The sequence below is a fragment of the Kitasatospora sp. NPDC057965 genome (genome assembly GCF_042887135.1).
Classification (GTDB): Bacteria; Actinomycetota; Actinomycetes; order Streptomycetales; family Streptomycetaceae; genus Kitasatospora.
In genome coordinates, this window is record NZ_JBHVPZ010000010.1 from 1 (window position 1) to 26,145 (window position 26,145).

Genomic DNA, 26,145 nt, shown 5'->3' on the forward strand with positions numbered 1-26,145 from the left:
GGGCGGACGCGGGGTTGCGGCCGAGGCCGACGGGAGCGGAGCCCGCGCCGGGACCGGACGGGCCGCCGAGCAGACCCGCGGGCGGGGGCGGCGGCGGGGCGGACGCCGGGTTGCGGCCACCGGCCGGCGCGTCGGCGGGCGGCGGCACCGGAGCACCGGGCGCGGGCGCGCCGGGCAGGCCCGCCAGGCCGGGCAGGCCGTCGGGCGAGGCCAGCATGGTCGGGGCGTGCTCCACCGACGGCGCGGCCGGCGGTACGGCCGGCGACGGGACGGGCGCGCCCGGCAGACCAGCCGGCCCCGCCATGCCCGGCGGACCGTCCGGCGGCGCCAGCAGCGTCGGCGCGGGCTCCACGGCCGGCGCCTGCGGCGGGACGGGCGCGCCCTGCGGCGGCACCGGCGTCCCCGGCGCGGGCGTGCCCGGACCGCCGGGCGCACCCGGCAGACCCGCCAGCCCCGGCAGACCGCCCTCGGGCAGCAGCACGGTGGCCGCCTCGACCTCCGCACGCGGGGCGGGCGCGGCGGCCGGCTCCCGGTGGCCGGGCGGCGGGGCGAGCATGGTCGGCGCGTCCCCGGCGGGCCGCTCGGAGACCGGCGGCGTGGTCAGGACGGCGGGCGCGGGCGGCTCCCCGTGCTCGGCGGCGACGGGCCCGGCACCCGGTGCGGCACCCGGCACAGCGGCACCCGGCGCAGCGGCGGGCGGCATGACCGGGGCGGCCGGCGGCGCGGGCGGAACCGGCGGCGCCACCGGTGCAACGGTCGGCTCGGCGGCCCGGACAACCGGCTCGGCGGCCGGCTCGACGGGCGGAGCCCCCGTCCCCAGCTGCTCCGCCTCCGCGGCGAGCGCCGCCGCACCGGCCTCCTGCAGCCACTGCGGCGGGCTGAGCAGGAAGGACGTCGCCTCGACCGGCCCCGGCGCGGGCCGGGCCGCACCGGCCGGATTGGCCGCGACCGGGCGCCCGTAGGCCTCCTCGTACTGCCGGACCACCTCGTTGACGGGCAGTGCGGGCCAGAGCGTGCTCGCGCCGGAGTCCCGGGCGATCACCAGCCGGGCCTCCCCCTCGGCGGGCGCCGCGCCGTCACCCGGCTGCACCGCCCAGCAGACGAAGCCCAGGTCGAACTCCCGGACCCGCACCTCGCGCTGCCGCTCCCGCAGCACCCCGCCGTTGATCCACTCCTCGGCGAGCTCATGCGCCTGCGCGTACGTCACCACGCCCGGTTCACCCCTGTCCCCATCGTCCCCGCTCGTTCCACGCCCTCGGCGACCGTCCGGGCCGCACGGCCCGACGCCGCCACGTCAGCCCACCGGGACGGCACGGGCGAAGCCGCCGTCCACCATCAGCCCGGCCACCGTCTCCAGCTCCGCCGGGCTCCCCGCCAGCCGCAGCAGGAAGTCGTCGAAGTCCTCCCCGCAGGGCAGCAGCAGCCGCCCGACCCGGTCCTCGGCCGCCTCCGGCGCACCGGTGTCCCGGGCGTCGTCGTAGAGGCAGAACCAGACCGACCCGGTCCGCTCGCCGCGCACCTTCAGCGCCACGATGCCGCCCTGGGCGTAGGCGATGCCCAGGTAGTCCTTGGTGAGGTGGTCGCGCAGGCACTTGTTGGCGTAGACGACGTCCGTGGTGCCGTACTCCTCGGTGAGCGTCAGGAACGGCTGGTCGAGCAGCAGCCCGAGCTCCGCGTCGAGCGCCACGCCGACCGGGGCGCGGCCGCCGCCGAGCTTGAGGAAGGTGCGGTAGGCGCCGGGCAGCCGGTACCCGAGCCGCTCCTCGGCCCGCTGCACGAGGTCCTCGGAGACGCCGATCGGGTCGCCGCCGTCCTTGGCGAGCGAGAAGTGCACCGGCCGCTTCTCCTGCAACGGCCGGGTGCCGCGGCGCGCGTGGTCGGCGGAGGAGGTCGCCAGGCCGCCGTGGTGCCGCAGCAGCGCCTTGACCTCGACCGGAACCAGCTCCATCCGCCGCCATCCGGGCGCGGCGCGGCCGACCGCGTGGTGCCAGGTCCAGCCGGGCGGGGTCGCGACGGCGGTCTCCAGGTCGGCCCAGAGCGGATGGCCCTGGGTGAACTGCGCGACGTTGGCCGAGACGTAGTCGGTCAGCCGCAGCTCGTCGACGCCGAAGCCGGCCGGCGGGTCGGCGACCTCGGCCGCCGCGGCGGCGTACGGGCCGAAGTCCGGGTAGCCGTACTCGTCCACCCGGACCCCGGCGGGGTGCCGCTCCGCACGGACCGGGTCCGGGAAGTGCACCACCTGACCTGCGTACGCCGCGTTCGGTGCGGCGGCGACGCCGGGCCGACCTGTCGTCATCTGGGAGCCCCCACTGGCTGCTGCATGTTCTCGGTGCGCCTGTCGGCAACCAGCGTAGGGGGTGCGCGCGCGACCCGGCCCCCCGCCCGGCACGCCCGCGCGCGACCCGGGGCGAGCGGTACGGGGACGGCGCGCGCCGCGGCTCAGGCCGCGAGTGCCTTGGCCAGCGCCTCCACCACCCGCTCCTGCTGCCCGGCGGTGATCTGCGGGTAGAGCGGCAGCGTCAGCAGCTCCCCGGCGGCCCGCTCGGCGACCGGGAACGCGCCCTCGCCGTGCCCGAGGTGCCGGAACGCCGGCTGCAGGTGGACCGGCACCGGGTAGTGCACGCCCGCGCCGATCCCGGCCGCGTTCAGCGCGGCGAGCAGCGCGTCCCGCCGCCCGCGGCCGGCGCCCACCCGGACCGCGTACAGGTGCCAGACGTGCTCGTTGCCGGGCGCGGTGCGCGGCGCCGACACGCCGTCCAGCCCGGCCAGCAGCCGGTCGTAGCGGGCGGCGGCGGCCCGCCGGGCCTCGTTCCAGCCGGCCAGCCGGCGCAGCTTGGCCCGCAGCACGACGGCCTGCAGCGCGTCCATCCGGGAGTTGAAGCCGAACCGCTCGTGCGCGTACTTGCGCGCCGAGCCATGGTCGCCGATCAGCCGGACGGCGGCGGCCAGGTCGTCGTCGTCGGTGACGACGGCGCCCGCGTCACCGTACGCGCCGAGGTTCTTCCCGGGGTAGAAGCTGGTCGCGGCGATCCTGCCGTGCAGGGCCCGGCCGTCCTGCCGGGCGCCCTGGGACTGCGCGGCGTCCTCCACCACCGGCCGTCCGCCGGCCAGTTCGAGCAGCGGCGCCATCGGGGCGAGCTGGCCGGTGAGGTGGACGGGCAGCAGCGCGACGGCGTCGGCGAGCACCTCGGCGACCCGGGCCGGGTCGATCAGCAGGTGCTCGGGGTCGGCGTCGACCAGCACCGGGCGCAGGCCGGCCCGCTGGACGGCCTCGGCGGTGGCGACGAAGGTGTTGGCGGGCAGCACCACACCGCCGCCGGGCGGCAGGTCGAGGGCGCGCAGGGCCAGTTCGAGGGCGTCGGTGCCGTTGGCGGCGCCGACGCAGTGCCGGGCGCCGGAGAAGGCGGCGTACTCCTCCTCGAAGCCGGCCACCTCCGGTCCCTTGACGTAGCCGCCGCTCGCGAGCACCCGGTCGAAGCCGGCCCGGACCTCCGCCTCGATCTCGGCGTGCGCGGCCGCCAGGTCGACGAGCGGGACGGGCTGGTCGGTGGTCATCCTGTGGTCTCCCCTGGGCCGGTCGGCGGGCAATGGCGGGCGGACGAACGGACAAGCGAACAAGCGGGCAAGCGGGCAAGCAGACGAACGGGCGGGCCGCGGCCTCAGCCGAGCGCGGCCCGCAGCGCGGCCACCACCCGGTCCTGCTGCTCCTCGGTCAGCGCGTGGTACAGCGGCAGGATCAGCGAGCGCCGGGTGAGCAGCTCGGTGGCGGGCAGCGGCACCCGGGCGGTCCCCTTGTACGGGGCCTCCAGGTGGGCGGCCATGATGCCGCGCCGGGCCGAGACCCCGGCCCCGGCGAGCCGGGCCAGCAGCTCGGCGCGCTCCGGGGCACCGTCCGGCGGCAGCACCCAGCAGGACTGGTAGTTGGTGGTGCCGTGCGCCGGATCCTCGACCAGCCGCAGGCCGGTGCCGGCCAGCAGCTCCCGGTAGCGGGCGGCGAGTTCGCGCCGCCGGGCGACCATCGCGGGCAGCTTGCCCAGCTGCACCAGGCCGACGGCGGCCTGGATGTCGGTCATCCGGTGGTTGAAGCCGATCTCGTCGTAGGTCTCCAGCAGGCTCGCGCCGCCGGCCGCCGCGTGCCGGTCGGCCGCCGAGACGCTCATCCCGTGCTCGCGCAACCGCCGCAGCCGGGCGGCGACTTCGCCGTCCCGGCAGGTGACCATGCCGCCCTCGCCGGTGGTCAGCAGCTTGCGCGGGTGGAAGGAGTACGCGGCGAGTTCGGCGCCCGCGCCGGCCGGCCGGCCCCGGTACACCGAGCCGGCCGCGCAGGCGGCGTCCTCGACGACGGTGACTCCGCGCGGCTCGACGGCGGCCCGGATGCCGTCCAGGTCGACCGGCACCCCGCCCTGGTCGACCGCGATCACCGCCCTGGTCCGTGCGGTGAGCAGCGGCTCGACGGTGTCGGCGGTGAGGTTGCCGGTGGCCGGGTCGACGTCCGCGAAGACCGGCACCGCGCCGACGTAGGTGACGGCGTTGGCGGTGGCGATGAAGGAGAGCGAGGGGACGACCACCTCGTCGCCCGGCCCGACGCCCGCGCCGATCAGCGCCAGGTGCAGCGCGGTGGTGCAGGAGGAGACCGCGACCGCGTGCTCGACGCCGAGGTGCTCGGCGAAGGCCCGCTCGAACGCGGCGACCCGGGGGCCCTGGGCCACCCAGCCCGAGCGGACCGCCTCGGCGGCGGCCTCGGCCTCCTCCTCGCCGAGCCAGGGCACCATGACCGGGATCGTGGACGGAACGGGGTTGCTGGACACAGGGGTGCTCCGAAGGCTGACTCGGGCGTGCTCGGTACGAGGGGACGAGGAACGGGAACGGGAACAAGAACGAGGGACGGCGACGTGAACGGGGGCCGGCAACGACGGCGCGGTTACTGCTCGCGCCACCAGGCGACCAGCCGGCGCAGGCCCTCGTCGAGGCCCAGCTCGGGCTTCCAGCCGAGGTCGCGCTCGGCGGCGCCGATGTCCGCCAGCCGCCGGACCACGCCGCCGGCGGTGTCCCGGGCCGGGCCGTGCTCGACGCCCAGGTCGGTGCGGTCCATCGCGCCGAGCAGCGCGTCGGCCAGCCCGCGCAGCGAGACCTCGCTCGCGCTGGCGATGTTGTAGACCCGGTCGGTGACGGGCGCGGCGGCGGCCAGCAGATTGGCCCGGGCGATGTCCTCGGTGTAGACGAAGTCCATGGTCTGGGCACCGTCGCCGAAGATCAGCGGCGGCCGGCCGGCGGCTATCCGGTCCATCCAGCGGATGAACACCTCGGTGTACCGGCCGTGCACGTCCATCCGCGGCCCGTACACGTTGAAGTAGCGCAGTGCGACGTAGTCCAGGCCGGCCATGGCGTGGAAGGAGCGCAGCAGGCCCTCGTTGAAGACCTTGGCCGCCCCGTACAGGGTGTCGTTGTTGTAGGGGTGGTGGGTCTCGGGCGTCGGGAAGACCTCGGCGAGGCCGTAGACGGAGGCGGTGGACGAGGCGACCACCTTGCCGACGCCCGTCTCGGCGGCGGCCTCGACCACGTCGAAGGTGCCGTCCACCATGACCTCCAGTGCCAGCCTGGGCTCGGTGGCGCACTGGGTGATCCGGATCGCGGCCAGGTGGAAGAGCAGGTCGGTGCCCGGGTCGAGCAGCCGGCGCAGCAGGGCGCGGTCGCGGATGTCGCCCTCCACCACGCGCAGCTGCCCGGGGGCGGCGATCCGCTGGGCGTAACCGAGGTTGGCCGTCCGGCCGCGGACGAAGTTGTCGAGCACGACCACCTCGCGGGCGCCGGCCTCGATCAGCTGGTCGACCACGGTGGAGCCGATAGTGCCGGCCCCTCCGGTCACCAGGCAGCGGGAGCCCTCGATCTGTACAGCGTTCACCGGGTGGCGGCCCTTTCCTGAGCTTCGGACAGTGCGGAGTCGAGGCCGATGCCCACCGGGACGGTGGCACCGCCGAGTTCTAGGCTGAGCGAGGCCGCCTCCAGCAGCTGGAGCACCCGTAGGCCGGCCCGGCCGTCGGTGAGCGGGGCGCGGCCCTCGGTGATGGCGGCGGCGAACTCGGCCATCACGTTGCGCAGCGCCTCCTGCTCGACCAGGGCGGGGGCGACCATCGAGCCGACCCGGTACGAGATGAGCGCCTGGTGGCGGATCGCGTCGGTCAGCTCGTCGGGCGGGGTGAGGTCCACGCCGCGGTCGTGGACCGCGAGCCTGGCCTGCGGGTTGAGGTCGTCCCAGACCAGGGTGCGCCGCGAGCCGCCGATCAGCGTGGTGCGCACCTTGGTGGGCGAGAGCCAGTTGACGTGGCAGTGCGCCAGCGCGCCGTTGCTCAGCCGCACCGTCAGGTACGCGACGCAGGCCCGGCCGGCGCCGATCGGGTCGGCTCCCTGGGCGGAGACGCCGACGGGCTCGACACCCGGCGGCAGGACGAAGTCCAGGATCGACAGGTCGTGCGGGGCGAGGTCCCAGAGCACGTCGACGTCCGGCTGGACCAGCCCGAGGTTGATCCGCACCGAGTCGAAGAACTGGACGTCGCCGATCTCCCCGCCGTGCACGAGTTCCCGGATCCGGCGCACCACCGGGGTGTAGCAGAAGGTGTGGTCGCACATCAGCACCAGGCCGCGCTGCTCGGCGAGCGCCACCAGCTCGGCGGCCTCCGCGGCCGAGGTGGTGATCGGCTTCTCCACCAGGACGTGCTTGCCGGCCTCCAGCGCGGCCCGGACCAGCCGGTAGTGCGCGGCCGCCGGGGTGGCCACCGCGACCGCGGCGACCCGTTCGTCGGCCAGCACCTCCGCGAACGAGGTGGTGGCGCGGACGGTGCTGTACTCGCCGAGCACCCGGCGGGACTTCGCCTCGTCCAGGTCGCAGAGCCAGTGCAGGCGCAGCGCCGGTGTCTGCTGCGCGTTGCGGACCAGGTTCGGCCCCCAGTAGCCGGCCCCGACCACCGCGATCCCGATCCGGTGCGCGGGCACCGGCTGCGGCGGTGTACCCGGCGTGGGCACGTGCTCGCCCGGTGCCTCGTTGGCGGTTTCCGTCATCGCAAGACCCCCCTTGCTAGGCGTCAGGGCCCCCCGGCCCCGGCGGCCCCAACGGCCGTGGCAAGCGCAGGCGTTGCCGTCTCCCCCCGGCACCCCCACCGGACCGGCCGACCCCTCGCTCGCTGCTGGAACGCTACCGGCCACCGCGGCCACCGGGGGCGGATTCGGGAAAACCGGGGACGAGTCGTGATGATGCCGTGCCGATCCGGCCAACGTCCCGTGCCCGTCCGCCGGTCGGCTCCGCCCTCCGCACCCCGGATGTGCGGTTGTCAGTGTCGTTTGACAGGCTGGCCCCTGACAGCCGTGCCACCACCGGGCCGGGCGGAAGGGCCGGGCGGGAGGCGGACGAACGACCAGCGGGACGACGAGGAGGGCGCGCCATGACCACCGGGGAACCGGCCGGGCCGCCGGTGCTGCGCCACCACCGCGACAGCCTGCTGCCCGCCGTCGCCGCCGCGCTCTCGCTGAAGGGCGGCGAGGTGCAGACCCTGGCCGGCGACAAGTCGGACCGCCGCCCGGTCCTGCACCCGCTGGTCGGCGACTTCCTCGACGCGCTGCCGCCGGAGCACCGCGAGCGCTTCACCGGCCGCTGCCCGGAGGCGGTCCTGCTCTCCCGGTACCTGACGGCGGTGGACGGCCGGCGCTCCAAGCGCGCCGCCCGCAAGCCGATGACCCTGCACGAGGCCCGCAAGGCGCTCAAGGGCGCCCGGCTGACCACCGTACGGATCCGCGAGGAGCACGATCCCGCGCACGGCACCCATGCGCCGCCCTGCCGTTCCTGCGCTCCGCTGCTGGAGCACTTCACCGTCCAGAGCGTCGCGGTCGGCCCGGCCACCGCCGGCTGACCGGTCCGCCGGACGGCCGCCCGTGCCGGCCGTGCGGCGCACCGCCCGCCCCCGTCCCCGAGCCACCGGAGCCCGTCCTGAATCCGCCCGCCCCCTCCCCGTCCCCGCCCTCGGCCGTGCTCGGCGGTCCCGCGCCGCGGACCCGCCCGCGCTTCCCGGCCGACGTCGCCGCCGAACTCAAGGCGGCCGGCTGGCACCCCGGGCGCTGGCAGATCCGGCAGGCCGAGGAGTGGGCCGACGCCCTGGTCGGCCACGGCAGCCCGGCCGGCGTCCAGCACGCGGTGTTCCCGGCGGCGGTGGAGGCCTGGGCCGAGTTCGGCGGCCTCGCCTTCGACCTGACCGGGCCCGGCCGGCAGCTGGCCCGCACCCCGTTCCTGATCGACCCGCTGCGCGGCCTGCACCTTCCGCGCACCCTGGCCGACCTGGGCCGCGCCCTGGACGTCCGGATCGCCCCGCTGGGCGAGGAGTCGTACGGGCAGGCGCTGCTGGCGATCGACGAGCTGGGCCGGGTCTACAGCCTGGACCACACCGGCGAGTGGTACCTCGGCCCCGGCGTCGACCAGGCGATCAGCGCGCTGGTCCTGGGCACCGCCCCGGAACGGCTGCGCACCGCCGACGAGGTCTGACGGACCGGGGACTCAGACCAGCCGGTCCCGGCGGACCGCCAGCCGGGACGGCAGCACCGCCTCCACCCGGAACCCGCCGTCCCGCTCCGGCCCCGCCGAGAAGGTGCCGCCGAGCGCGACCACCCGCTCGCGCATCCCGACCAGCCCGTTGCCGCCGCTGGGCAGCGCGGCGGCGGCCCGCTCACCGCCCGGGCAGGCGTTCACCACGCTCACCCGCACGCCGTTCGGCGCGTAGGCGAGCAGCACCGACACCTGCGCGCCGCCGGCGTGCTTGTGGGCGTTGGTCAGCCCCTCCTGCACCACCCGGTAGGCGGTCTGCTCGGCCTCGCCGGTGAACTCCTGCCGGCTGCCGCTGACGGTCAGGGTGACGGCCATTCCGGCCGCCCGGGACTGGTCGACCAGCCGCGGCAGCCCGGACAGCACGTCCGGCTCCGGCGCGCTCTCGTCGGACATCCGCAGCACGCCGAGGATCTCCCGCAGCTCGTTGAGCGCCTGCCGGCCGACCTCGCCCATCAGTTTGGCGCTCTGCGTCGCCTTCTCCGGGTCCTTGACGACGATCCGCTCCAGCGCCCCGGCGTGCACCACCATCAGCGAGACCCGGTGCGCGACCACGTCGTGCATCTCGCGGGCGATCCGGGTGCGCTCCTCCAGCCTGGCCCGGCGGGCGCGCTCCCTGGCCTGCTCGGCCAGCAGGTCCAGCTCGGCCTCCAGGCCGTGCGCGCGGTCCTGGAGCGAATCGATCAGCCGCCGCCGCGCGCCGACGTACAGGCCGGTCACCACCGGAGCCGCGGTCGCGCCGGCCGCCACCAGCAGCGAGAACACCAGCTGGCCCCAGAACGGCGGCTGGTCGGTCACCGACTCACCGGGGTTGAGCATCGACATCAGGATCACCCCGGCCGCCTCGGCGTAGGCGAGCGCGGAGAGCGCCACCACCCGCCGGCGGCGCGAGGGCCACTCCCAGGTCTCGGCCAGTGTGAAGAGCGCCACCAGCAGCAGCACCATGCCGGGCACGGCCGGCATCACCAGCAGCGCGACCACCACCGGGACGGCCGGCCAGCGCCGCCGCAGCACCAGGCTCGCGCCCGCCATCGCGGCGAACACCCCGAGCACGATCTCCGCCGCCGCGCCCAGGTGGACCCGGCTGCCGACGTTCGCGATCGAACTGCCGGCGCACTCCAGCGCCGCCAGGGCGGCGAGCCCGGCGTCCAGGAGGGCGCTGCGCCGCCGCTGCCACCACAAGAACGACGACCGGTCCCGCGTGCGCTCCCCAGGCGACTTGCTCATGCCCCACAGACTACGGCGCGCCCCGGGCCCGTCCCCACCGGGTCGCGCCGAGAACCCGCCCGGCCGCCGCCCGGTCCCCGGCCCGGACGCCCCCGGACGCCTCCCGGACCGACCGCGGACCGGCCGCGGACCGGCCCCAAGTGGTCCAGACCACATACGGTCCGGGGGCATGGCTGTCCGCCATCCGGCCACTTCGCGGACAGCGCCCCGGCCGACACCTATGCTGGTCGCGTCGGACAGCGCGGTCCGCACGCGTCACACCCGCCACACGCGGGGCAGCCCTGTGACGATGAGCCGTTGCCGAACACCCCACCACCCCGAGGGAGCCAGCCGTGACCGCTCCGGTCCCCAGCCAGGCGGACAACCCGACCCCCGTGGTCGCCGACAACGCCGCATTGCGCGCGGACATCCGTCGCCTCGGCGACCTGCTCGGCGAGACGCTGGTCCGCCAGGAAGGTCCCCAGCTGCTCGGCCTGGTCGAACAGGTCCGGCTGCTCAGCCGCACCAACGGCGAGGCCACCGCCGAACTGCTCTCCGACATCGATCTGGAGACCGCCGCCAAGCTGGTGCGCGCCTTCTCCACCTACTTCCACCTCGCCAACGTCACCGAGCAGGTGCACCGCGGCCGCGAGTTCGCCACCCGCCGCGCCCGCGAGGGCTCGCTGCTCGCGCAGACCGCCGACCAGCTGGCCGAGGCCGACGCCAAGCACCTCAAGGACACCCTGACCCACCTCGCCGTCCGGCCGGTCTTCACCGCGCACCCGACCGAGGCGGCCCGCCGCAGCGTCCTCAACAAGCTGCGCCGGATCGGCGAACTGCTCGACCGCATCCACCGCGAGGAGATCGCCGCCGGCCTCTCCCAGGCCGACCCGGCCCGCACCAGCTCCGCCCGCCGCCAGGCCGACCGCCGCCTCGCCGAGGTGATCGACCTGCTCTGGCAGACCGACGAGCTGCGCATCGCCCGCCCGGAGCCCACGGACGAGGCCCGCAACGCCGTCTACTACCTCGACGAGCTCTACCGCGACGCCGTCCCGCAGGTCCTGGAGGAGCTGCACGAGGAACTCGCCCGGGTCGGCCTGGAACTGCCCGACGGCGTGCGCCCGCTCACCTTCGGCACCTGGATCGGCGGCGACCGGGACGGCAACCCCAACGTCACCCCGCAGGTCACCTGGGACGTCCTCAACCTCCAGCACGAGTACGGCATCAAGGACGCCCTCGCCGCCATCGACGACCTGCGCAGCACCCTCTCCACCTCGGAGCGGCTGGCCGGCGCCTCCGTCGAACTGCTCGCCTCGCTCAACAACGACCTCCACCTGCTCCCCGAACTGAGCCCGCGCTACAAGCGGATGAACGCCGAGGAGCCGTACCGTCTCAAGGCCACCTGCATCCGGCTCAAGCTGGAGAACACCCGCGAGCGCCTGGCCGGCGGCACCCCGCACGTCGAGGGCCGCGACTACCTCGGCACCCGCGAACTGATCGCCGACCTGCGGATGATCCAGGACTCGCTGCGCGCCCACCGCGGCGAGCTGATCGCCGACGGCCGGCTCGCCCGCGCCATCCGCACCATCGAGGCGTTCGGCCTGCAGCTCGCCACCATGGACGTGCGCGAGCACGCCGAGGCCCACCACCACGCGCTCGGCCAGCTCTTCGACCGGCTCGGCGAGGAAGCCTGGCGCTACGCCGACATGCCCCGCGAGTACCGCCAGCGCTTGCTCGCCAAGGAGCTGCGCTCGCGCCGCCCGCTCGCCCCCACCCCGGCCCCGCTGGACTCCGCCGGCGCCAAGACCCTCGGCGTCTTCACCACCATCCGCGAGGGCTTCGAGCGCTTCGGCGACGAGATCGTCGAGTCGTACATCATCTCGATGTGCCAGGGCGCCGACGACGTCTTCGCCGCCACCGTGCTGGCCCGTGAGGCCGGCCTGATCGACCTGCACGCCGGGATCGCCAAGATCGGCATCGTGCCGCTGCTGGAGACCACCGACGAGCTGCAGCAGGCCGACCGGATCCTCGACGAGATGCTCTCCGACCCCTCCTACCGGCTGCTCGTCTCGCTGCGCGGCGACGTCCAGGAGGTCATGCTCGGCTACTCCGACTCCTCCAAGTTCGGCGGCATCACCACCTCCCAGTGGGAGATCCACCGCGCCCAGCGCCGGCTGCGCGACGTCGCCCACCGCTACGGCATCCGGCTGCGGCTCTTCCACGGCCGCGGCGGCACCGTCGGCCGCGGCGGCGGCCCCTCGCACGAGGCCATCCTGGCCCAGCCGTGGGGCACCCTGGAGGGCGAGATCAAGGTCACCGAGCAGGGCGAGGTCATCTCCGACAAGTACCTGCTGCCCTCGCTGGCCCGGGAGAACCTCGAACTGACCCTCTCCGCCACGCTGGCCGCCTCCGCGCTGCACACCGCCCCGCGCCAGGCCCCCGAGGAGCTGGCCCGCTGGGACGCCGCCATGGACCGGGTCTCCGAGGCCGCGCACACCTCCTACCGGGCCCTGGTCGAGCAGGACGACCTGCCGAAGTACTTCTTCGCCGCCACCCCGGTCGACCAGCTCGCCTCGCTGCACCTGGGCTCCCGCCCGTCCCGCCGCCCCGACTCCGGCGCCGGCCTGGACGGCCTGCGGGCCATCCCGTGGGTGTTCGGCTGGACCCAGTCCCGCCAGATCGTGCCCGGCTGGTACGGCGTCGGCGCCGGCCTGGCCGCCGCCCGCGAGGCGGGCCTGGGCGACGTGCTCGACGAGATGTACGGCCAGTGGCACTTCTTCCGCAACTTCCTTTCCAACGTCGCCATGACGCTGGCCAAGACCGACCTGCGGATCGCCCGCCACTACGTCGAGCAGCTGGTGCCCGCCGAGCTGCACCACGTCTTCGAGCAGATCCAGGCCGAGCACGACCTCACCCTGCGCGAGGTGCTCCGCCTCACCGGGGAGAACGAGCTGCTTGAGCACAACCCCGTGCTCAAGCAGACCTTCGCCGTCCGCGACGCCTACCTCGACCCGATCTCCTACCTCCAGGTCGCGCTGCTGCGCCGGCAGCGCGAGGAGGCCGCCACCGGCCGCCACGAGGACCCGCTGCGGGCCCGGGCGCTGCTGCTGACCGTCAACGGCATCGCCGCCGGCCTGCGCAACACCGGCTGACCGGGCGGCGGGGTTCCGCCGGAACAGACACCGAAGGGCCCCGCGGCACCCGCCGCGGGGCCCTTCGCCCCCGTGTCCCCCGTGCTCTCTCCCTGTGCGCCCGTCAGTAGCGCGGCCTCACCTCGATCACCAGCTCCGCCCCGTACCGGGCCAGGATCTCCGCGCGGGCCGCCTCGGCCTGCTCGGTGAAGACGATCAGTCCGGTGCCGTCCTCCGAGATCCGGACATCGGAGATCGTCACGTTCCGCTCGGCCCAGTAGGCGACATCCGTCGACTTGATGAACCCCGCCATGGCGTCGTAGTACTTCCGCGAGCCGGCCACGTCCACGAACTCAAGGGTGACACCCGGGTGCGGGACGGCCTTCGCGAGCGCGGTGTCGAGGTCGCTCCCCGGCGCCCGCATGACGTAGACCGTATTCGTCCCCAGGTCACTGCAGGCGCCGAACCAGGACTCCGGGTACATCTTCTCGCCGAAGCTCCTGACCGCGTTGGCCACCACCCGGGTGTGGCGGGCGCTCCGCTCCAGGCTCGAACGTATCGCCCGGGGCGGGGGAGTCGGTTCCAGGTTGGGGATCTGCTGCCAGGTGAACGCGCGGAGCGTGGCGGGCCCGTACTGGCAGACGCCCCCCGGTCCGCCCGGGTCGTCGGACCCGCTCTCACCGGCCCAGGCCGGCTCCGCCGGTCCGGCGCCCGCAGAGGACTCCAGCTGCGTCAGCGCCCCCACCCCGACCAGCAGCACCGCCGCCCCCGCGGCCACCCGGCGCAGCACACCCCGACGGGCCCGGCGTCGTCCCGCGGCCCGCAGGGTCGCCAGCGGCGGGCTTCCCCCGACCCCCTGCACATGCGCCCCGAGCCGGACGACCAGTGCCTCCTCGAAGCCGTCCCCGGCACCGCCCGCGCCAATCCGGTCGTCCCCGTTCTCAACCACCATGGCCCACGGTCTCCTTCGCCAGCGCCAGTTCCTGCCGAAGCGTCTTCATCGCGCGCGCCAGATGGGTCTTCGCCGTCGCGGTCGAGCAGCCGAGTTCCTCGGCCACCTGGGCCACCGACAGGTCCGCGTAGTACCGGAGCACCACCGCCGCCCGCTGACGGGGCGGCAGCGACCGCAGCGCCCCCTCCAGTTCCTCGTCCCCGGGGTCCACCGCGGCCACCGGGGAGTCCGGCAGCAGCGAGGTCAGCACCTCCCGGCGGGTGCGCCGCCACCGCGAGACGTGGGTGCGGACCATCGCCCGGCGGACGTAGGCCTCGGCCGCACCCGGGTCGCGGATCGCACCGCGCCGGACGTACACCCGGGACAGGGCGTCGTGCAGCAGATCCCGCGCGTCGTGGACGTCCCCCGTGATCAGGAACGCGGCGCGGAGCAGGACCTGGTACCGCGCCGCGATGAACTCGTCGAACGGATCATCCCGCCGGGTGCCCTCGGTGAAGCCCCCCGGCCGCATGGATTCGCGCTTCATACCGACCAGACGCACAGGAGACCGGAAACGGGTGACACGCGCCGGAAAAGATACCGCTGGGAACACCGGAGGGGCCGGACACCGATCAGCTCGGTCCCCGGCCCCTCCGTCACGTTTCCGTGCTCACTCCCCCGCTTCGCCCGCGCGGTGGCGCTTGACCCACAGGGCCGCACCGCCGGCCGCCACGACCAGCCCGCCGCCGACGGCCAGCAGACCGGCGTCACCGCCGACCGCGCTGCCGAGCACCGGGCCGAGCTGCGCCGAGACGGGCTCCGGGGACACCACACCCGGATCGGGCTCCGCCACCGAGTCGGCGTGCGCGGTGCCGGCCGCGCCCAGCAGCATCCCGGCAGCGCCGAGCACGCCCGCGGTGCCCAGTGCACCCGCCGTACCCACCCGTCGTCCGAGCCTTCCCAGCCGAACCACCCGGATCCGCCGAAGCCGCCGGACCGGCCGCAAACTCCGCATCGAGAACTCCCCAACCCGTTCGCGTACTGGCCTTGACGCTATCCGATCCGCACAGATTTCTCACAGGTATTCAGGTTTGGCCTGCCAAGAGTTGTACGACCGTTGCGCATCCGGACCACCGCCCTTCACCCGGGGCGGGGGCCGTGACCGCGGGTCAGGAGTTGTACGTCGACTGGGCCCGCTCCAGGCCCTCGGAGAGCAGTGCCTCCACCGCGTCCGCCGAGCGGTCCACGAACCACTCCAGGTCCTTGCGCTCGGTGGCGGAGAAGTCCTTCAGCACGAAGTCCGCGACCTCCATCCGGCCCGGCGGACGGCCGATCCCGCACCGCACCCGGTGGTACTCCGGGCCGAGCGACTTGGTGATGGACTTCAGCCCGTTGTGCCCGTTGTCGCCGCCGCCCAGCTTCAGCCGCAGGGCCGCGTAGTCGATGTCCAGCTCGTCGTGGACGGCCACCAGCGCGGAGACCGGCGCCTTGTAGAAGTCGCGCAGCGCGGTGACCGGCCCGCCGGAGAGGTTCATGAACGACATCGGCTTGGCCAGCACCACCCGTCGGCCCGAAAGCCGCCCCTCGGCGATCTGGGCCCGGCTCTTGTGGGCCTTGAACTTGGCGCCCATCCGCTGGGCCAGCAGGTCCACCACCATGAACCCGATGTTGTGCCGGTTCCGGGCGTACTGCTCCCCGGGGTTGCCCAGCCCCACCACCAGCCAGGGGCCTTCGTACGATTCGTCGTTCATCCCACCGCTCCTCGTGGTCATGTTCACCGCCATCATCCCGGACACGCCGCTGCCCCGGCCGCTCCAGCGGGAGCGACCGGGGCAGCGGTCTCAGACTGTGCGTGAGGCTCAGGCCTCGGCGCCGGCCTCGGCCTCGGCGGCCTCGTCCTCGGCCGGGGCGGCCTGGGCGGCGATGACCTGCAGCACGACGGCGTCGGCCTCGACGGCCAGCGAGACGCCGTTCGGCAGGGCGATGTCCTTGGCGTGGATCGAGGCGCCGGCCTCCAGACCCTCGACCGAGACGGTGACGGCCTCGGGCAGGTGGGTGGCCTCGGCCTCGACCGGCAGGGCCTGCAGGACGTGCTCCAGCAGGTTGCCGCCCGGGGCCAGCTCGCCCTCGGTGTGGACCGGAATCTCGACGGTGACCTTCTCGCCGCGCTTGACCAGCAGCAGGTCGACGTGCTCGATGGTGCGCTTGATGGCCTCGCGCTGGACGGCCTTGGGCAGCACGTACTCGTCCTTGCCCTCGATCGGGACGACCAGCAGGGCGTTCGGGGTCTTCAGGGCCATCATCAGGTCGTGGCCGGGCAGGTTCAGGTGAACCGGCGCGTGGCCGTGGCCGTAGACGACACCGGGGACGAAGCCGGCACGGCGGGCGCGACGGGCGGCACCCTTGCCGAACTCGGTACGGGTCTCGGCGGCAAGGCGGATCTCGGACACGACTGCACTCCTCGTGAAAGCTGGCGCGGGGGTGCAGGCAACGCGAAAAACCGCCGGGACCACACCCTCATAACGTTCGGGGGTCACTCGGCGGCGCACGACCTCTGCCGGGAACCGGGGGATTCCGGAGCCGGCAGCGCGTCGATCACGGAGCGGGCACCCGCGGAGCGGGCACACGGCATCCCTCGCCGAGCAGTTTCACGAGTCTAACCGGAGCGGCGCCCTCTCGCGAAATCGGCGGCGGCCCCGGTCCTTCCGGAACCGGGGCCGCACGCACGGGGCTTGGTCAGTGCACGCCCTCGAAGAGGCTCGTGACCGAGCCCTCCTCGAACACCTCGCGGATCGCGGCGGCGATGGACGGGGCGATCGACAGCGTGGTGATCTTGTCCAGCTGGAGCGAGGCCGGGGTCGGCAGCGTGTTGGTGAACACGAACTCGCTGACCCGGGAGTTCTTCAGCCGGTCCGCGGCCGGGCCGGAGAGCACGCCGTGGGTGGCGGCCACCAGGACGTCCGCGGCACCGGCCTCGAACAGCGCGTCGGCGGCGGCGCAGATCGTGCCGGCGGTGTCGATCATGTCGTCGACCAGGACGCAGACCCGGTCCTTGACGTCACCGACGACCTCGGCCGACAGGATGGTGTTGGCCTGGGTCATGTCGCGGCGCTTGTGGATGATCGCCAGCGGCGCGTCCAGCCGGTCGCACCACTGGTCGGCCACCTTGACGCGGCCGGCGTCCGGGGAGACCACGGTGAGCTTGTCGCGGTCGACCCGCTCGCCCACGTAGTCGGCCAGCAGCGGCAGCGCGAACAGGTGGTCGACCGGGCCGTCGAAGAAGCCCTGGATCTGCGCGGTGTGCAGGTCCACGGCCATCAGCCGGTCGGCACCGGCCTGGCGCAGCAGGTCGGCGACCAGCCGGGCGGAGATGGGCTCGCGGCCCAGGTGCTTCTTGTCCTGGCGGGCGTACCCGTAGAACGGGAGGATCGCGGTGATGCTCCGGGCGGAGGCCCGCTTCAGAGCATCGATCATGATCAGTTGCTCCATGATCCACTGGTTGATGGGAGCCGTGTGGCTCTGCATCACGAAGCAGTCGGCACCGCGGGCCGACTCCAGGAAGCGGACGTAGATCTCACCGTTGGCGAAGTCCAGGGCCTTGGTCGGAACCAGTTCGGTCCCCAGTGACTCGGCCACCTCCTTCGCCAGCTCCGGGTGGGCACGGCCGGAGAAGAGCTTCAGCTTCTTCTCGCCCGACGTCGTGATCCCGCTCACTGCCACCGTCTCCTCGCGTTGCTGACACCGATCCCGTCCGCACCGCGGGCAGGCGTCGCCAGCCGGCGTGAAGGGTCGGGGGAATTGTCGGTACGCCTGGACACGGGCGGTAGGCCCAATGGCGCACGTATGACCCCAAGGTTACGCGCCCGCGCGCGAACCGTCCGCCCCGGGACCGTCCACCGGACCTCCGCCCGCCCGCTCAGGCCTCCGTCGCGGGCCGCTCGTCGCGCTCCGTCGCGGCCGCCGCGGCCTGCGCCGACGAGCTGCCGGGGCGCTTGCGTCCCACCCAGCCGGCGATGTTCCGCTGCTGGGCCCGGCCGACCCCGAGGGCGCCGGCCGGCACGTCGTTGGTGATCACCGAGCCGGCCGCGGTGTAGGCGCCGTCGCCCACCGTCACCGGCGCGATGAACATGTTGTCGGATCCGGTACGGCAGTGCGCACCGATCACCGTGCGGTGCTTGTTGACGCCGTCGTAATTCACGGTGACCGAGGCGGCGCCGACGTTGGTGCCCTCGCCGATCGTGGCGTCGCCGATGTAGGAGAGGTGCGGCACCTTGGCGCCCTCGCCCAGCTCCGAGTTCTTCACCTCGACGTAGGTGCCGACCTTGGCCCCGCGGGCCAGCCGGGCGCCCGGCCGCAGGTAGGCGTACGGGCCGGCGGTGGCGAGCTCGCCGACCTCGGCGCGGTCCGCCGTGGTGTTGCTCACACGGGCTCCGGCGCCGATCCGAGTGTCCTTGATCGTCGAGTTGGGGCCGACCTCGCAGCCCTCGCCGAGGTGGGTGGCGCCCTGCAGCTGGGTGTTGGGCAGGACCACCGCGTCGGGCTCGTAGGAGACCTGGACGTCGAACCAGGTGGTCGCCGGGTCCACCACGGTCACCCCGGCCCGCATCGCCCGCTCCAGCAGGCGGTCGTTCAGCAGCCGGCGGGCGTGCGCGAGCTGCACCCGGTCGTTGATGCCGAGGATGTCCCGGTAGTCGGCGGCGACCACGGCGCCCACCCGGTGGCCGGCCCGGCGCAGGATCTCCAGGGTGTCGGTCAGGTACTCCTCGCCCTGCGAGTTGTCCGTGGTGACCTCGGCGAGCGCGTCCACCAGCAGCTTGGCGTCGAAGGCGAACACGCCGGAGTTGATCTCGTCGATCGTCCGCTGGGCGTCCGAGGCGTCCTTCTCCTCGACGATCGCCGCGACCGCGCCGTCCGCCTCGTCACGCAGGATCCGCCCGTAGCCGAACGGGTCCGGCACCACCGCGGTCAGCACGGTGACGCCGTTGCCCTGCTCGGCGTGCGCCCCGGCCAGCGCGCCCAGCGTGCCGCCGGTCAGCAGCGGCGCGTCGCCGGTGGTGACGATCACGGTGCCGTCCAGCTCGACCCCGTCGGCCGCCAGCGCCTCCAGTGCGGTGCGCACCGCGTGCCCGGTGCCGTTCTGCTCCTCCTGCACCACGGCGCGGGCGCCCGGGTGATGCGCCGCCAGGTGCTCGGCGACCTTCTCCCGCATGTGGCCGATCACCACGACCAGCCGGCCCGGCGTCAACTCCTCGGCCGCCGCCACCGCGTGGCCGACCAGCGACCGCCCGCACACCTCGTGCAGCACCTTCGGGAGGCTGTTCGACTTCATCCTGGTCCCGCCACCGGCGGCGAGCACGACAACGGCGGCAGGCGAATTGGCACTCACGGGGGGAGGCTCCTCATTCGGTTACACGGGGAGGGCAGAGCGGCCGGTGGCGGGACCCGCACGTCGGCGCCGCGGCCGCTTCGAGGATAGTGCGCGGAGCAATTCCGCTTCCGCGACCCCGGGAGCCGCCGCGCGGCAGCCGCCCACGAGCCCGGGCCGACCGGCCCGCAGATGGCTCCCGGAGGAGGATTCGAACCCCCATAAGCTGGACCAAAACCAGCTGTCCTGCCCTTAGACGATCCGGGACCGGCGCATCCGCCCCCGCTTCCGGGGACGCGCTCCGCCAAGACTACGGGGTACGGGCCGTCACATCTACCTCCTCGGCCCGGCCCACCGGGGCCCCCGCCGCGTTCCGGATGTCATCCATCCAGTCGGGTGAATTCACTCAAGCGCCGCCCGGCGGCGTATTCCCTCGGTGGCGGAGCGCAACCTACGATTCCGTAGGTTACGCCAACGTAGGCTCCGTCCTCTCCCCCCTCAAGGGACGCCCATGACCATCCAGGCCGGCGAGGCGCACGCCGATTCCGCGCGCCCCCTCGACTCCTCCGCCCCCGGACCCGACGCCCCCGACCCGTCCGCACCCACCCCCGCACCCACCCCCGCGGCCGCCCCCACGGCCGTCGCCGACACCCCGGACGCCGGGGACGAGCCGCGGCTGCTCTCCGCCACCCGCGGCGGGGAGCGGCAGGGCGCCGCCGAGCGGATCGCGCTCGCCCTGTTCATCGCGGTGCCCTTCGCCGCCCTGGTCGCCGCCGTCCCGGTGGCCTGGGGGTGGGGACTCGGCTGGACCGACGTCGCGATCGCCACCGTCATGTACTTCCTCACCTGTCACGGCATCACCGTCGGCTACCACCGCTACTTCACCCACGGCGCCTTCAAGGCCAACCGCCCGCTGCGGATCGCCCTCGCGGTGGCCGGCTCGCTGGCGATCGAGGGCCCGCTGGTGCGCTGGGTGGCCGACCACCGCAAGCACCACCGGTTCAGCGACAAGGACGGCGACCCGCACTCGCCCTGGCGCTACGGCGAGACCGTGCCCGCGCTGCTCAAGGGCCTGTGGTGGGCCCACATGGGCTGGCTCTTCGACGAGGAGCAGACCCCGCAGCTCAAGTACGCCCCCGACCTGGTCCGCGACCCGGCCATAAGGCGGATCTCCCGGCTGTTCTGGCTCTGGACCGCCCTGTCGATGCTGCTGCCGCCGCTGGTCGGCGGGCTGGTCACGCTCTCCTGGCAGGGCGCGCTGTCCGCGTTCTTCTGGGGCTCGCTGGTCCGGGTCGCGCTGCTGCACCACGTCACCTGGTCGATCAACTCGATCTGCCACGCGGTGGGCCGCCGGCCGTTCCGCTCCCGGGACCGCTCCGGCAACGTCTGGTGGCTGGCCGTGCTCTCCTGCGGCGAGTCCTGGCACAACCTGCACCACGCCGACCCCACCTCGGCCCGGCACGGCGTCCTGCGCGGCCAGATCGACTCCTCGGCCCGGCTGATCCGCTGGTTCGAGCTGGCGGGCTGGGTCCGGGACGTCCGCTGGCCGGACGCGCAGCGGATCGCCGCCCGCCGCGCCGCATGAGGGCGCACCTGCAGCATGATGTAGGGGTGAACGGGAGCAGCGCAGACAGCACAGGCGGCCACCAGAGCATGCGGACGGACGCCGCGCCCGGTCCGGCGCAGGCCCGTCCGCGTGCCGCCGCCGGGGCGGACGGCGCTGCGCCGGCGCCGCGCCGGCGGGGTGGCCGGGTGCGGATGACCGGCAAGCAGCGCCGGGAGCAGCTGCTGGAGATCGGCCGCACGGTGTTCGCCGAGCGCGGCTACGACGGCACCTCGGTGGAGGAGATCGCCGAGCGGGCCGGGGTGTCCAAGCCGGTGGTGTACGAGCACTTCGGCGGCAAGGAGGGGCTGTACGCGGTGGTGGTCGACCGCGAGATGCAGCTGCTGCTGGACATGGTGACCGGAGCGCTGACCGGGGGCCACTCGCGCGAGCTGCTGGAGCAGGCGGCGTTCGCGCTGATGGACTACATCGACACCTCGACGGACGGCTTCCGGATCCTGGTCCGGGACTCCCCGGTGGCCCAGTCGACGGGCACCTTCGCCTCGCTGATCAGCGACATCGCGACCCAGGTGGAGGACATCCTGGGCCTGGAGTTCAAGGCGCGCGGCTTCGACGCCCGGCTCGCCCCGATGTACTCGCAGATGCTGGTCGGGATGGTCGCGCTGACCGGCCAGTGGTGGCTGGAGGTGCGCAAGCCGGAGAAGGCCGAGGTCGCCGCCCACCTGGTGAACCTGGCCTGGCACGGCCTGGAGGGGATGGAGCGGCACCCCAAGCTGGTCGGCGAGCGCAAGGCCTGAGCCCGCCGGCCCGAAGGCCCGGTTAGCGCCGCTTCACCCCGACGGCGAAGATCCGGCGGAACGGGAAGACGGTGCCGTGCGGCCCGGCCGGGTAGGCCTCGCGCAGCAGCGCGCCGTACTCGGCGAGGAAGGCCTCGCGCTCGGTCCGCTCCCCGAGCCGGGTGAGGACGGGCCGCAGGGCGGTGCCCTTGACCCACTCCAGCACCGGGTCCGGCCCGGTGAGCAGGGTGCTGTAGGTGGTCTCCCAGACGTCGGCGGAGCAGCCCGCACCGGCCAGCGCGTCCAGGTAGGCGCCGGGCTCGTGGACGCCGGACCGGGTGGCGTCCGCGCCGAGGACGGCCCGCCAGCGGGGGCTGCGGCGCAGTTCGGCGAGCGCCGTGTGGCTGGGCGAGCCGAAGTTGCCGGGCACCTGGAAGGCGATCACCCCGCCGGGCTTCAGCGCCTGCGCCCAGCGCGGCAGCAGCCCGATGTGCCCCTCGGTCCGTCCCGCCGCGCCCGCCTTCGGCGAGGAGGGTCCCTGCTGCGTCCGGTCGCCCGTCCCGAAGCCGATCCACTGCAGGGCGGCGTTGGAGACGATCGCGTCGGGCGCCGCCGGGGCCGGGTCGTAGTCGGCGGCGTCGGCGAGCAGGTAGTCGGAGCCCGGCTCGCCCTCGGCGCGGGCGGCGGCGAGCATCTCGGCGGAGTTGTCGATCCCGGTGATCCGGGCGGCGGGCCAGCGCTCGCGCAGGACGGCGGTGGAGTTGCCGGGTCCGCAGCCGATGTCGAGCACGGTCGGGGCGGGTTCGTGCGGGAGGGCCGGGACCCGGGCGAGCAGGTCGCGCAGCGGGCGGGTCCGTTCGTCGGCGAAGCGCAGGTACTGCTCGGGGTCCCAGACGGGGTCGGTCATGATCGGCCTCATAAGTATCTCGACATCAAGATATCCATGCCAGCTTCGGTACTGGATTTCTCGATGTCAAGAGACTTCACATCGACACAACCCCCGATACACTGATCGTCATGGAGGACGAGGTCGATCGGCTGGTCGCAGCGTGGCGCAGGGAGCGCCCCGACCTCGACGTGGAACCGCTCGAAGTGCTCAGCCGGGTCAGCCGGCTCGCCCGCCACCTCGACCGCGCCCGCCGGACCGCCTTCGCGGAGCACGGACTGGAGCCCTGGGAGTTCGACGTGCTGACCGCGCTGCGGCGGGCCGGCGCCCCGTACCAGCTCTCCCCCGGCCAGCTGCTCACCCAGACCCTGGTCACCTCCGGCACCATGACCAACCGGATCGACCGGCTCACCGGCAAGGGCCTGGTCAAACGGCTGCCCGACCCGGACGACCGGCGCGGCGTCCTGGTCCGGCTCACCGACGACGGGCGCGACCGCGCCGACCAGGCGCTCGCCGGGCTGCTCGCGCACGAGCGCGAACTGCTCGCCCAGCTGACCTCCGCCCAGCGGGGCGAGCTCGCCGGCCTGCTGCGGCAGCTGGTCGCGCCCTTCGACAACATCCCGTAGCCGACGGGGCCCGCGGACGGGCGGCACCCCGGCAGGCAGGCGGCAGCAAACCGGCGGCGGCCTCAGAACCCGTCCGGGTACGGCGTGCTCAGCGCGGGCACCGGGGCGGGCACCGGCTCCGGCGTCCGGTAGCCCGGCAGCAGCTCGGCCAGCCGCCGGCGCACCTCGTCGTCGCTGTTCACCGCCGCCGCCCCGTACAGCCCGGTCAGCCCGCCGGCCAGATCCTCCGGCCCGGCCGCGGCGTCCGCGACGGTGGCGTAGATCCGCGTGTGCTCGGTCGCCAGCCGCTCCTCGCCCTCCGAGAACAGCGCCTCGTTGAGCTTCTCCCCGGCCCGCAGCCCGGTGTAGCGGATCTCCACCTCGTCCCTGGCCAGCTGCACCTGCTCGGCGAAGTTGTGCACCAGGTCGACGATCCGCACCGGCTCGCCCATGTCCAGCACGAACACCTCGCCGCCGCGCGCCATCCGGCCGGACTCCAGCACCAGGCCGACGGCCTCCTCGATGGTCATGAAAAAGCGCGTGACATCGGGATGGGTGATCGTCACCGGGCCGCCGCTGCGCAGCTGCTCGGCCAGCACCGAGAGCAGCGAGCCGCGCGAACCCAGCACATTGCCGAACCGCACCGCGGAGAACACCCCGGTGCCCAGATCGCGGGCGTCCCGGGCGTTCGCCTGGACGATCAGCTCGGCCAGCCGCTTGCTCGCGCCCAGCACCGAGGTCGGATCGGCCGCCTTGTCGGTGGAGATCAGCACGAACCGCTCGACACCGGTGGCCAGCGCCGCCTCCACCAGGTGGTCGGTGCCCAGCACATTGGACTTCACCGCCTCGCTGGGGTGGCGCTCCAGCAGCGGCAGGTGCTTGTGGGCGGCGGCGTGGAAGACCACCTCGGGCTTGAGGTCGCGGAAGATCTGCTGGATCCGCGGCCGGTCCCGGATGTCGGCGATCACCAGCGACTCGTCGGTCAGCAGCGCCTCGCCCCAGATCTCCAGCTGCAGCCGGTGCAGATTGGACTCGTCGTGGTCGAGCATGTAGAGCGCGCTGGGGTTGAACGCGTGCACCTGGCGGCAGAGTTCGCTGCCGATCGAGCCGCCGGCGCCGGTCACCAGCACCCGTCGGCCCTCGATCACGTCCCGGACGTCGGCGGAGACCACGTGCACCTCGTGCCGGCCGATCAGCCGGTTGACGTCCAGGCTGCGCATGTCGGAGCCGACCACCTCGCGGCGCAGCGCGGCGAGGAAGGACGGCAGGTAGCGGACGGCCGCCCCGGCCGCGGCGGCGGCGGTCGCCAGCGCCCGGACCCGCTGCGGGCCGAGCCCGGGGATGGCCAGCGCGACGACCTGGGCACGGTGCTCGACGGCCAGCGCGGTCAGCTCGGCGAGCGTGCCGAGGACGGGCACGGCGTCCACCGACTGCCCGGCCTTGGCCGGGTCGTCGTCGAGCAGGCCGATCGGGGCGAGGCCGAACTCCGGGGCCCGGCCGAGGTCGCGCACCAGCGCGGTGCCGGCCGCCCCGGCCCCGACCACCAGGGTGCGCAGCCCCGTCGGCGGCGCGGCACGGCCGCCGGAGGCCCGATCGGACCGGCCGGACGGTGCGTCCGGCCGGGCGCCCGGCGCGCTCACGGCGTCGTTCGCGCCCTCGTTCGCGCCCTGCGGGGCCGTGTGCGGGCGTGCGGAAGTGCTGTGCGGCGACATCTGTCCTCCGAAGTTCCCTGACCTGACGGACCTGAGCCGGCGCCGGAGGCGGTCCGGGGCCGGTACCTGGGTGTGACGGACGGGCGGATCAGCCGGCGCCGGGAGAGGTGGACGTGGCGACGGACGGCGGAGCGGCGGGAGCCCCGAGTTCGGACGGGCTGACGCCCGCCCGGCGGGCCACCGCGACGGCGGCCAGGGTGGAGTGCACCCCGAGCTTGCCGAGGACGTTCTGCATGTGGGTGCGGACGGTGTGCGGGGACAGGTAGAGCCGCTCGGCGACGGCCTGCCGGCCGAGGCCCGCGACCATGCAGCGCAGGATCTGCTTCTCCCGCGGGGTGAGCGTGTCGACCAGCCGCTCGCTCTCGGTGCGGTCCCGGCGGGCCGTGGTGAGTTCGCGGATCACCCCGGTGAGCAGCGCGGGCGGCAGATGGGTCTCGTCCCGCAGCACGCCCCGGATCACCGCCAGCAGCCGGGCCAGTGAACTCTCCTTCGCCACCCAGCCGGTGGCGCCGGCGTGCAGGGCCCGGGCGGCCCGCTGCGGGTCGTCGACGGTGGCCAGGACGATCGCCCGCAGGCCGGGGTGACGGCGGCGGACGCGGGCCAGCAGGGTGATGCCGTCGGGGACCTGTGCGGTGGACGGCCCGGCCGTCGGCGGCGGCTGGGCGGCGGACGGGGTCGCCGTCGCCGGATGCGGTTCCGCCGGGTACGGGCCGGCCGGGCGGGCGGCGACCGGGTAGCGGACCGCCCCGCCGGGGGCACCGGCCGGGCCGGCCGGGCCCGCGTTCGGGATCGCCGGGGGGCGGCGGGGTGAGGGCACGGCCGGAGCCGGACGGCGGCGCAGCGCGTCGGGCGGGTCGGCACCCGGCTGGCGGGCCTTGCGCGCGGCGGACCCGCCCTCGGCCACCCCGAGGTCGGCGTCCACCAGGACGACGTCGAACGCCCGCCCCTCGGTGGCGGCGCGCTCCAGGGCGCGCTCCGCGGCGGCCGCGCTGCCCGCCGCACCGACCTCGACGTCGGGCTCGGCGGCGAGCGCCGCGGCCAGTGCCTCGGCGAAGATCCGGTGGTCGTCGACCACCAGGACGCGGATCCGCCCCATCGTCACTTCCCCCCTGCTCAGCTCCGGCCCGTGCCCGGGACGGCGCCCGGTCCCACCGCCGCCGTCCGGGCGCGTCCTGCGCCGATCGCCTCCCGGATGTCCGGAAGAACCGAGGCACCGACCCCCACCGGTACCGGAATCAGCGTACGGGGTGGGCGCTGGCTCGGTGGGGGTTTGGTGAAGTTTCGTCAGGAGGTGCGAAATTGGCGTGACTTGGCGCCCCGCGACCGCTCTCCCCCGCCGTCGCCGCCCCTCCGTCGCCGTTCTCCCCCCGGCGCTTCCGCGAAAC

Annotated in this window: 22 protein-coding genes, 1 tRNA gene and 1 pseudogene; 6 read left to right on the forward strand and 18 right to left on the reverse strand. The window is 74.5% G+C overall.

The features are described 5' to 3' along the window. From ACFVVU_RS14785 to ACFVVU_RS14810, 6 genes and pseudogenes are all read right to left on the reverse strand, one after another. A pseudogene (locus tag ACFVVU_RS14785) lies at positions 1-1,210 on the reverse strand (hypothetical protein); the annotation flags it as partial. Between the two features lie 84 nt (positions 1,211-1,294). After that, complete coding sequence (locus tag ACFVVU_RS14790) at positions 1,295-2,296, reverse strand: SMI1/KNR4 family protein (protein ID WP_380684468.1); 1,002 nt, start codon at positions 2,294-2,296, stop codon at positions 1,295-1,297. A gap of 143 nt (positions 2,297-2,439) precedes the next feature. Next, positions 2,440-3,555: a DegT/DnrJ/EryC1/StrS family aminotransferase gene (locus tag ACFVVU_RS14795; RefSeq protein ID WP_387790120.1), complete on the reverse strand. Its 1,116-nt coding sequence runs from the start codon at positions 3,553-3,555 to the stop codon at positions 2,440-2,442. A gap of 104 nt (positions 3,556-3,659) precedes the next feature. Continuing rightward, positions 3,660-4,808 (reverse strand): DegT/DnrJ/EryC1/StrS family aminotransferase, encoded by a 1,149-nt coding sequence (locus ACFVVU_RS14800; RefSeq protein ID WP_387790122.1) that lies wholly within the window; start codon positions 4,806-4,808, stop codon positions 3,660-3,662. Between the two features lie 113 nt (positions 4,809-4,921). Beyond that, positions 4,922-5,902, reverse strand: a complete 981-nt coding sequence (locus ACFVVU_RS14805; RefSeq protein WP_380684471.1) for an NAD-dependent epimerase/dehydratase family protein — start codon at positions 5,900-5,902, stop codon at positions 4,922-4,924. Then, positions 5,899-7,056, reverse strand: coding sequence for a Gfo/Idh/MocA family protein (locus ACFVVU_RS14810; protein ID WP_380684472.1), 1,158 nt, complete (start codon positions 7,054-7,056; stop codon positions 5,899-5,901). The genes ACFVVU_RS14805 and ACFVVU_RS14810 overlap by 4 nt, the downstream gene beginning before the upstream one ends. A gap of 380 nt (positions 7,057-7,436) precedes the next feature. Here ACFVVU_RS14810 and ACFVVU_RS14815 point away from each other — a divergent pair, with 380 nt between their 5' ends. Beyond that, entirely contained in the window at positions 7,437-7,901 is a 465-nt protein-coding gene (locus tag ACFVVU_RS14815) for a YwqJ-related putative deaminase (RefSeq protein ID WP_380684473.1), read from the forward strand. A 116-nt stretch (positions 7,902-8,017) separates the two neighbouring features. Then, positions 8,018-8,527: an SUKH-3 domain-containing protein gene (locus ACFVVU_RS14820; protein ID WP_380684474.1), complete on the forward strand. Its 510-nt coding sequence runs from the start codon at positions 8,018-8,020 to the stop codon at positions 8,525-8,527. A 12-nt stretch (positions 8,528-8,539) separates the two neighbouring features. On the opposite strand, the gene ACFVVU_RS14825 is transcribed toward ACFVVU_RS14820, so the two are convergent. Continuing rightward, positions 8,540-9,811, reverse strand: a complete 1,272-nt coding sequence (locus ACFVVU_RS14825) for a sensor histidine kinase (protein WP_387790124.1) — start codon at positions 9,809-9,811, stop codon at positions 8,540-8,542. Between the two features lie 332 nt (positions 9,812-10,143). Here ACFVVU_RS14825 and ppc point away from each other — a divergent pair, with 332 nt between their 5' ends. Next, on the forward strand, positions 10,144-12,942 hold the full coding sequence (gene ppc / locus ACFVVU_RS14830; protein WP_387790126.1) for a phosphoenolpyruvate carboxylase: 2,799 nt from the start codon (positions 10,144-10,146) through the stop codon (positions 12,940-12,942). Positions 12,943-13,045: 103 nt separating this feature from the next. On the opposite strand, the gene ACFVVU_RS14835 is transcribed toward ppc, so the two are convergent. The 8 genes from ACFVVU_RS14835 to ACFVVU_RS14870 form a co-directional block, all read right to left on the reverse strand. Beyond that, the gene (locus ACFVVU_RS14835; RefSeq protein WP_387790128.1) at positions 13,046-13,873 is read right to left on the reverse strand and encodes a hypothetical protein; all 828 of its coding nucleotides are present in this window, start codon (positions 13,871-13,873) and stop codon (positions 13,046-13,048) included. After that, positions 13,863-14,399: a SigE family RNA polymerase sigma factor gene (locus tag ACFVVU_RS14840; protein ID WP_380689896.1), complete on the reverse strand. Its 537-nt coding sequence runs from the start codon at positions 14,397-14,399 to the stop codon at positions 13,863-13,865. Before ACFVVU_RS14840 ends, ACFVVU_RS14835 begins: the two co-directional genes overlap by 11 nt. A gap of 123 nt (positions 14,400-14,522) precedes the next feature. Further along, positions 14,523-14,795: a hypothetical protein gene (locus ACFVVU_RS14845; RefSeq protein ID WP_380689894.1), complete on the reverse strand. Its 273-nt coding sequence runs from the start codon at positions 14,793-14,795 to the stop codon at positions 14,523-14,525. 226 nt (positions 14,796-15,021) lie between these two features. Continuing rightward, positions 15,022-15,603, reverse strand: a complete 582-nt coding sequence (pth, locus tag ACFVVU_RS14850) for an aminoacyl-tRNA hydrolase (protein WP_380689892.1) — start codon at positions 15,601-15,603, stop codon at positions 15,022-15,024. Positions 15,604-15,711: 108 nt separating this feature from the next. Beyond that, complete coding sequence (locus ACFVVU_RS14855; protein WP_380686100.1) at positions 15,712-16,302, reverse strand: 50S ribosomal protein L25/general stress protein Ctc; 591 nt, start codon at positions 16,300-16,302, stop codon at positions 15,712-15,714. Between the two features lie 286 nt (positions 16,303-16,588). After that, positions 16,589-17,566 carry a ribose-phosphate diphosphokinase gene (locus ACFVVU_RS14860; RefSeq protein WP_380686098.1) on the reverse strand — a complete coding sequence of 326 codons (978 nt, stop codon included), beginning with the start codon at positions 17,564-17,566 and terminating at the stop codon, positions 16,589-16,591. A 202-nt stretch (positions 17,567-17,768) separates the two neighbouring features. Beyond that, positions 17,769-19,238 carry a bifunctional UDP-N-acetylglucosamine diphosphorylase/glucosamine-1-phosphate N-acetyltransferase GlmU gene (glmU, locus tag ACFVVU_RS14865; protein ID WP_387790131.1) on the reverse strand — a complete coding sequence of 490 codons (1,470 nt, stop codon included), beginning with the start codon at positions 19,236-19,238 and terminating at the stop codon, positions 17,769-17,771. 172 nt (positions 19,239-19,410) lie between these two features. Beyond that, a tRNA-Gln gene (locus tag ACFVVU_RS14870) sits at positions 19,411-19,484 on the reverse strand. Positions 19,485-19,728: 244 nt separating this feature from the next. On the opposite strand from ACFVVU_RS14870, the gene ACFVVU_RS14875 reads away from it, so the two are divergent. Beyond that, positions 19,729-20,802, forward strand: coding sequence for an acyl-CoA desaturase (locus ACFVVU_RS14875; protein WP_387790132.1), 1,074 nt, complete (start codon positions 19,729-19,731; stop codon positions 20,800-20,802). Positions 20,803-20,975: 173 nt separating this feature from the next. Beyond that, on the forward strand, positions 20,976-21,578 hold the full coding sequence (locus ACFVVU_RS14880) for a TetR/AcrR family transcriptional regulator (RefSeq protein WP_350551889.1): 603 nt from the start codon (positions 20,976-20,978) through the stop codon (positions 21,576-21,578). 22 nt (positions 21,579-21,600) lie between these two features. Here ACFVVU_RS14880 and ACFVVU_RS14885 read toward each other — a convergent pair whose 3' ends face one another. Continuing rightward, positions 21,601-22,464 carry a methyltransferase domain-containing protein gene (locus ACFVVU_RS14885; protein WP_387790134.1) on the reverse strand — a complete coding sequence of 288 codons (864 nt, stop codon included), beginning with the start codon at positions 22,462-22,464 and terminating at the stop codon, positions 21,601-21,603. 110 nt (positions 22,465-22,574) lie between these two features. Between ACFVVU_RS14885 and ACFVVU_RS14890 the strand changes: the two genes are divergently transcribed. Continuing rightward, positions 22,575-23,069, forward strand: a complete 495-nt coding sequence (locus ACFVVU_RS14890) for a MarR family winged helix-turn-helix transcriptional regulator (RefSeq protein WP_380686090.1) — start codon at positions 22,575-22,577, stop codon at positions 23,067-23,069. A gap of 62 nt (positions 23,070-23,131) precedes the next feature. Here ACFVVU_RS14890 and ACFVVU_RS14895 read toward each other — a convergent pair whose 3' ends face one another. Together ACFVVU_RS14895 and ACFVVU_RS14900 are read right to left on the reverse strand one after the other, a co-directional pair. Beyond that, the gene (locus tag ACFVVU_RS14895) at positions 23,132-24,760 is read right to left on the reverse strand and encodes a polysaccharide biosynthesis protein (RefSeq protein WP_380714702.1); all 1,629 of its coding nucleotides are present in this window, start codon (positions 24,758-24,760) and stop codon (positions 23,132-23,134) included. An 88-nt stretch (positions 24,761-24,848) separates the two neighbouring features. Next, positions 24,849-25,856 (reverse strand): LuxR C-terminal-related transcriptional regulator, encoded by a 1,008-nt coding sequence (locus tag ACFVVU_RS14900; RefSeq protein ID WP_387790137.1) that lies wholly within the window; start codon positions 25,854-25,856, stop codon positions 24,849-24,851. Positions 25,857-26,145: the final 289 nt, after the last annotated feature.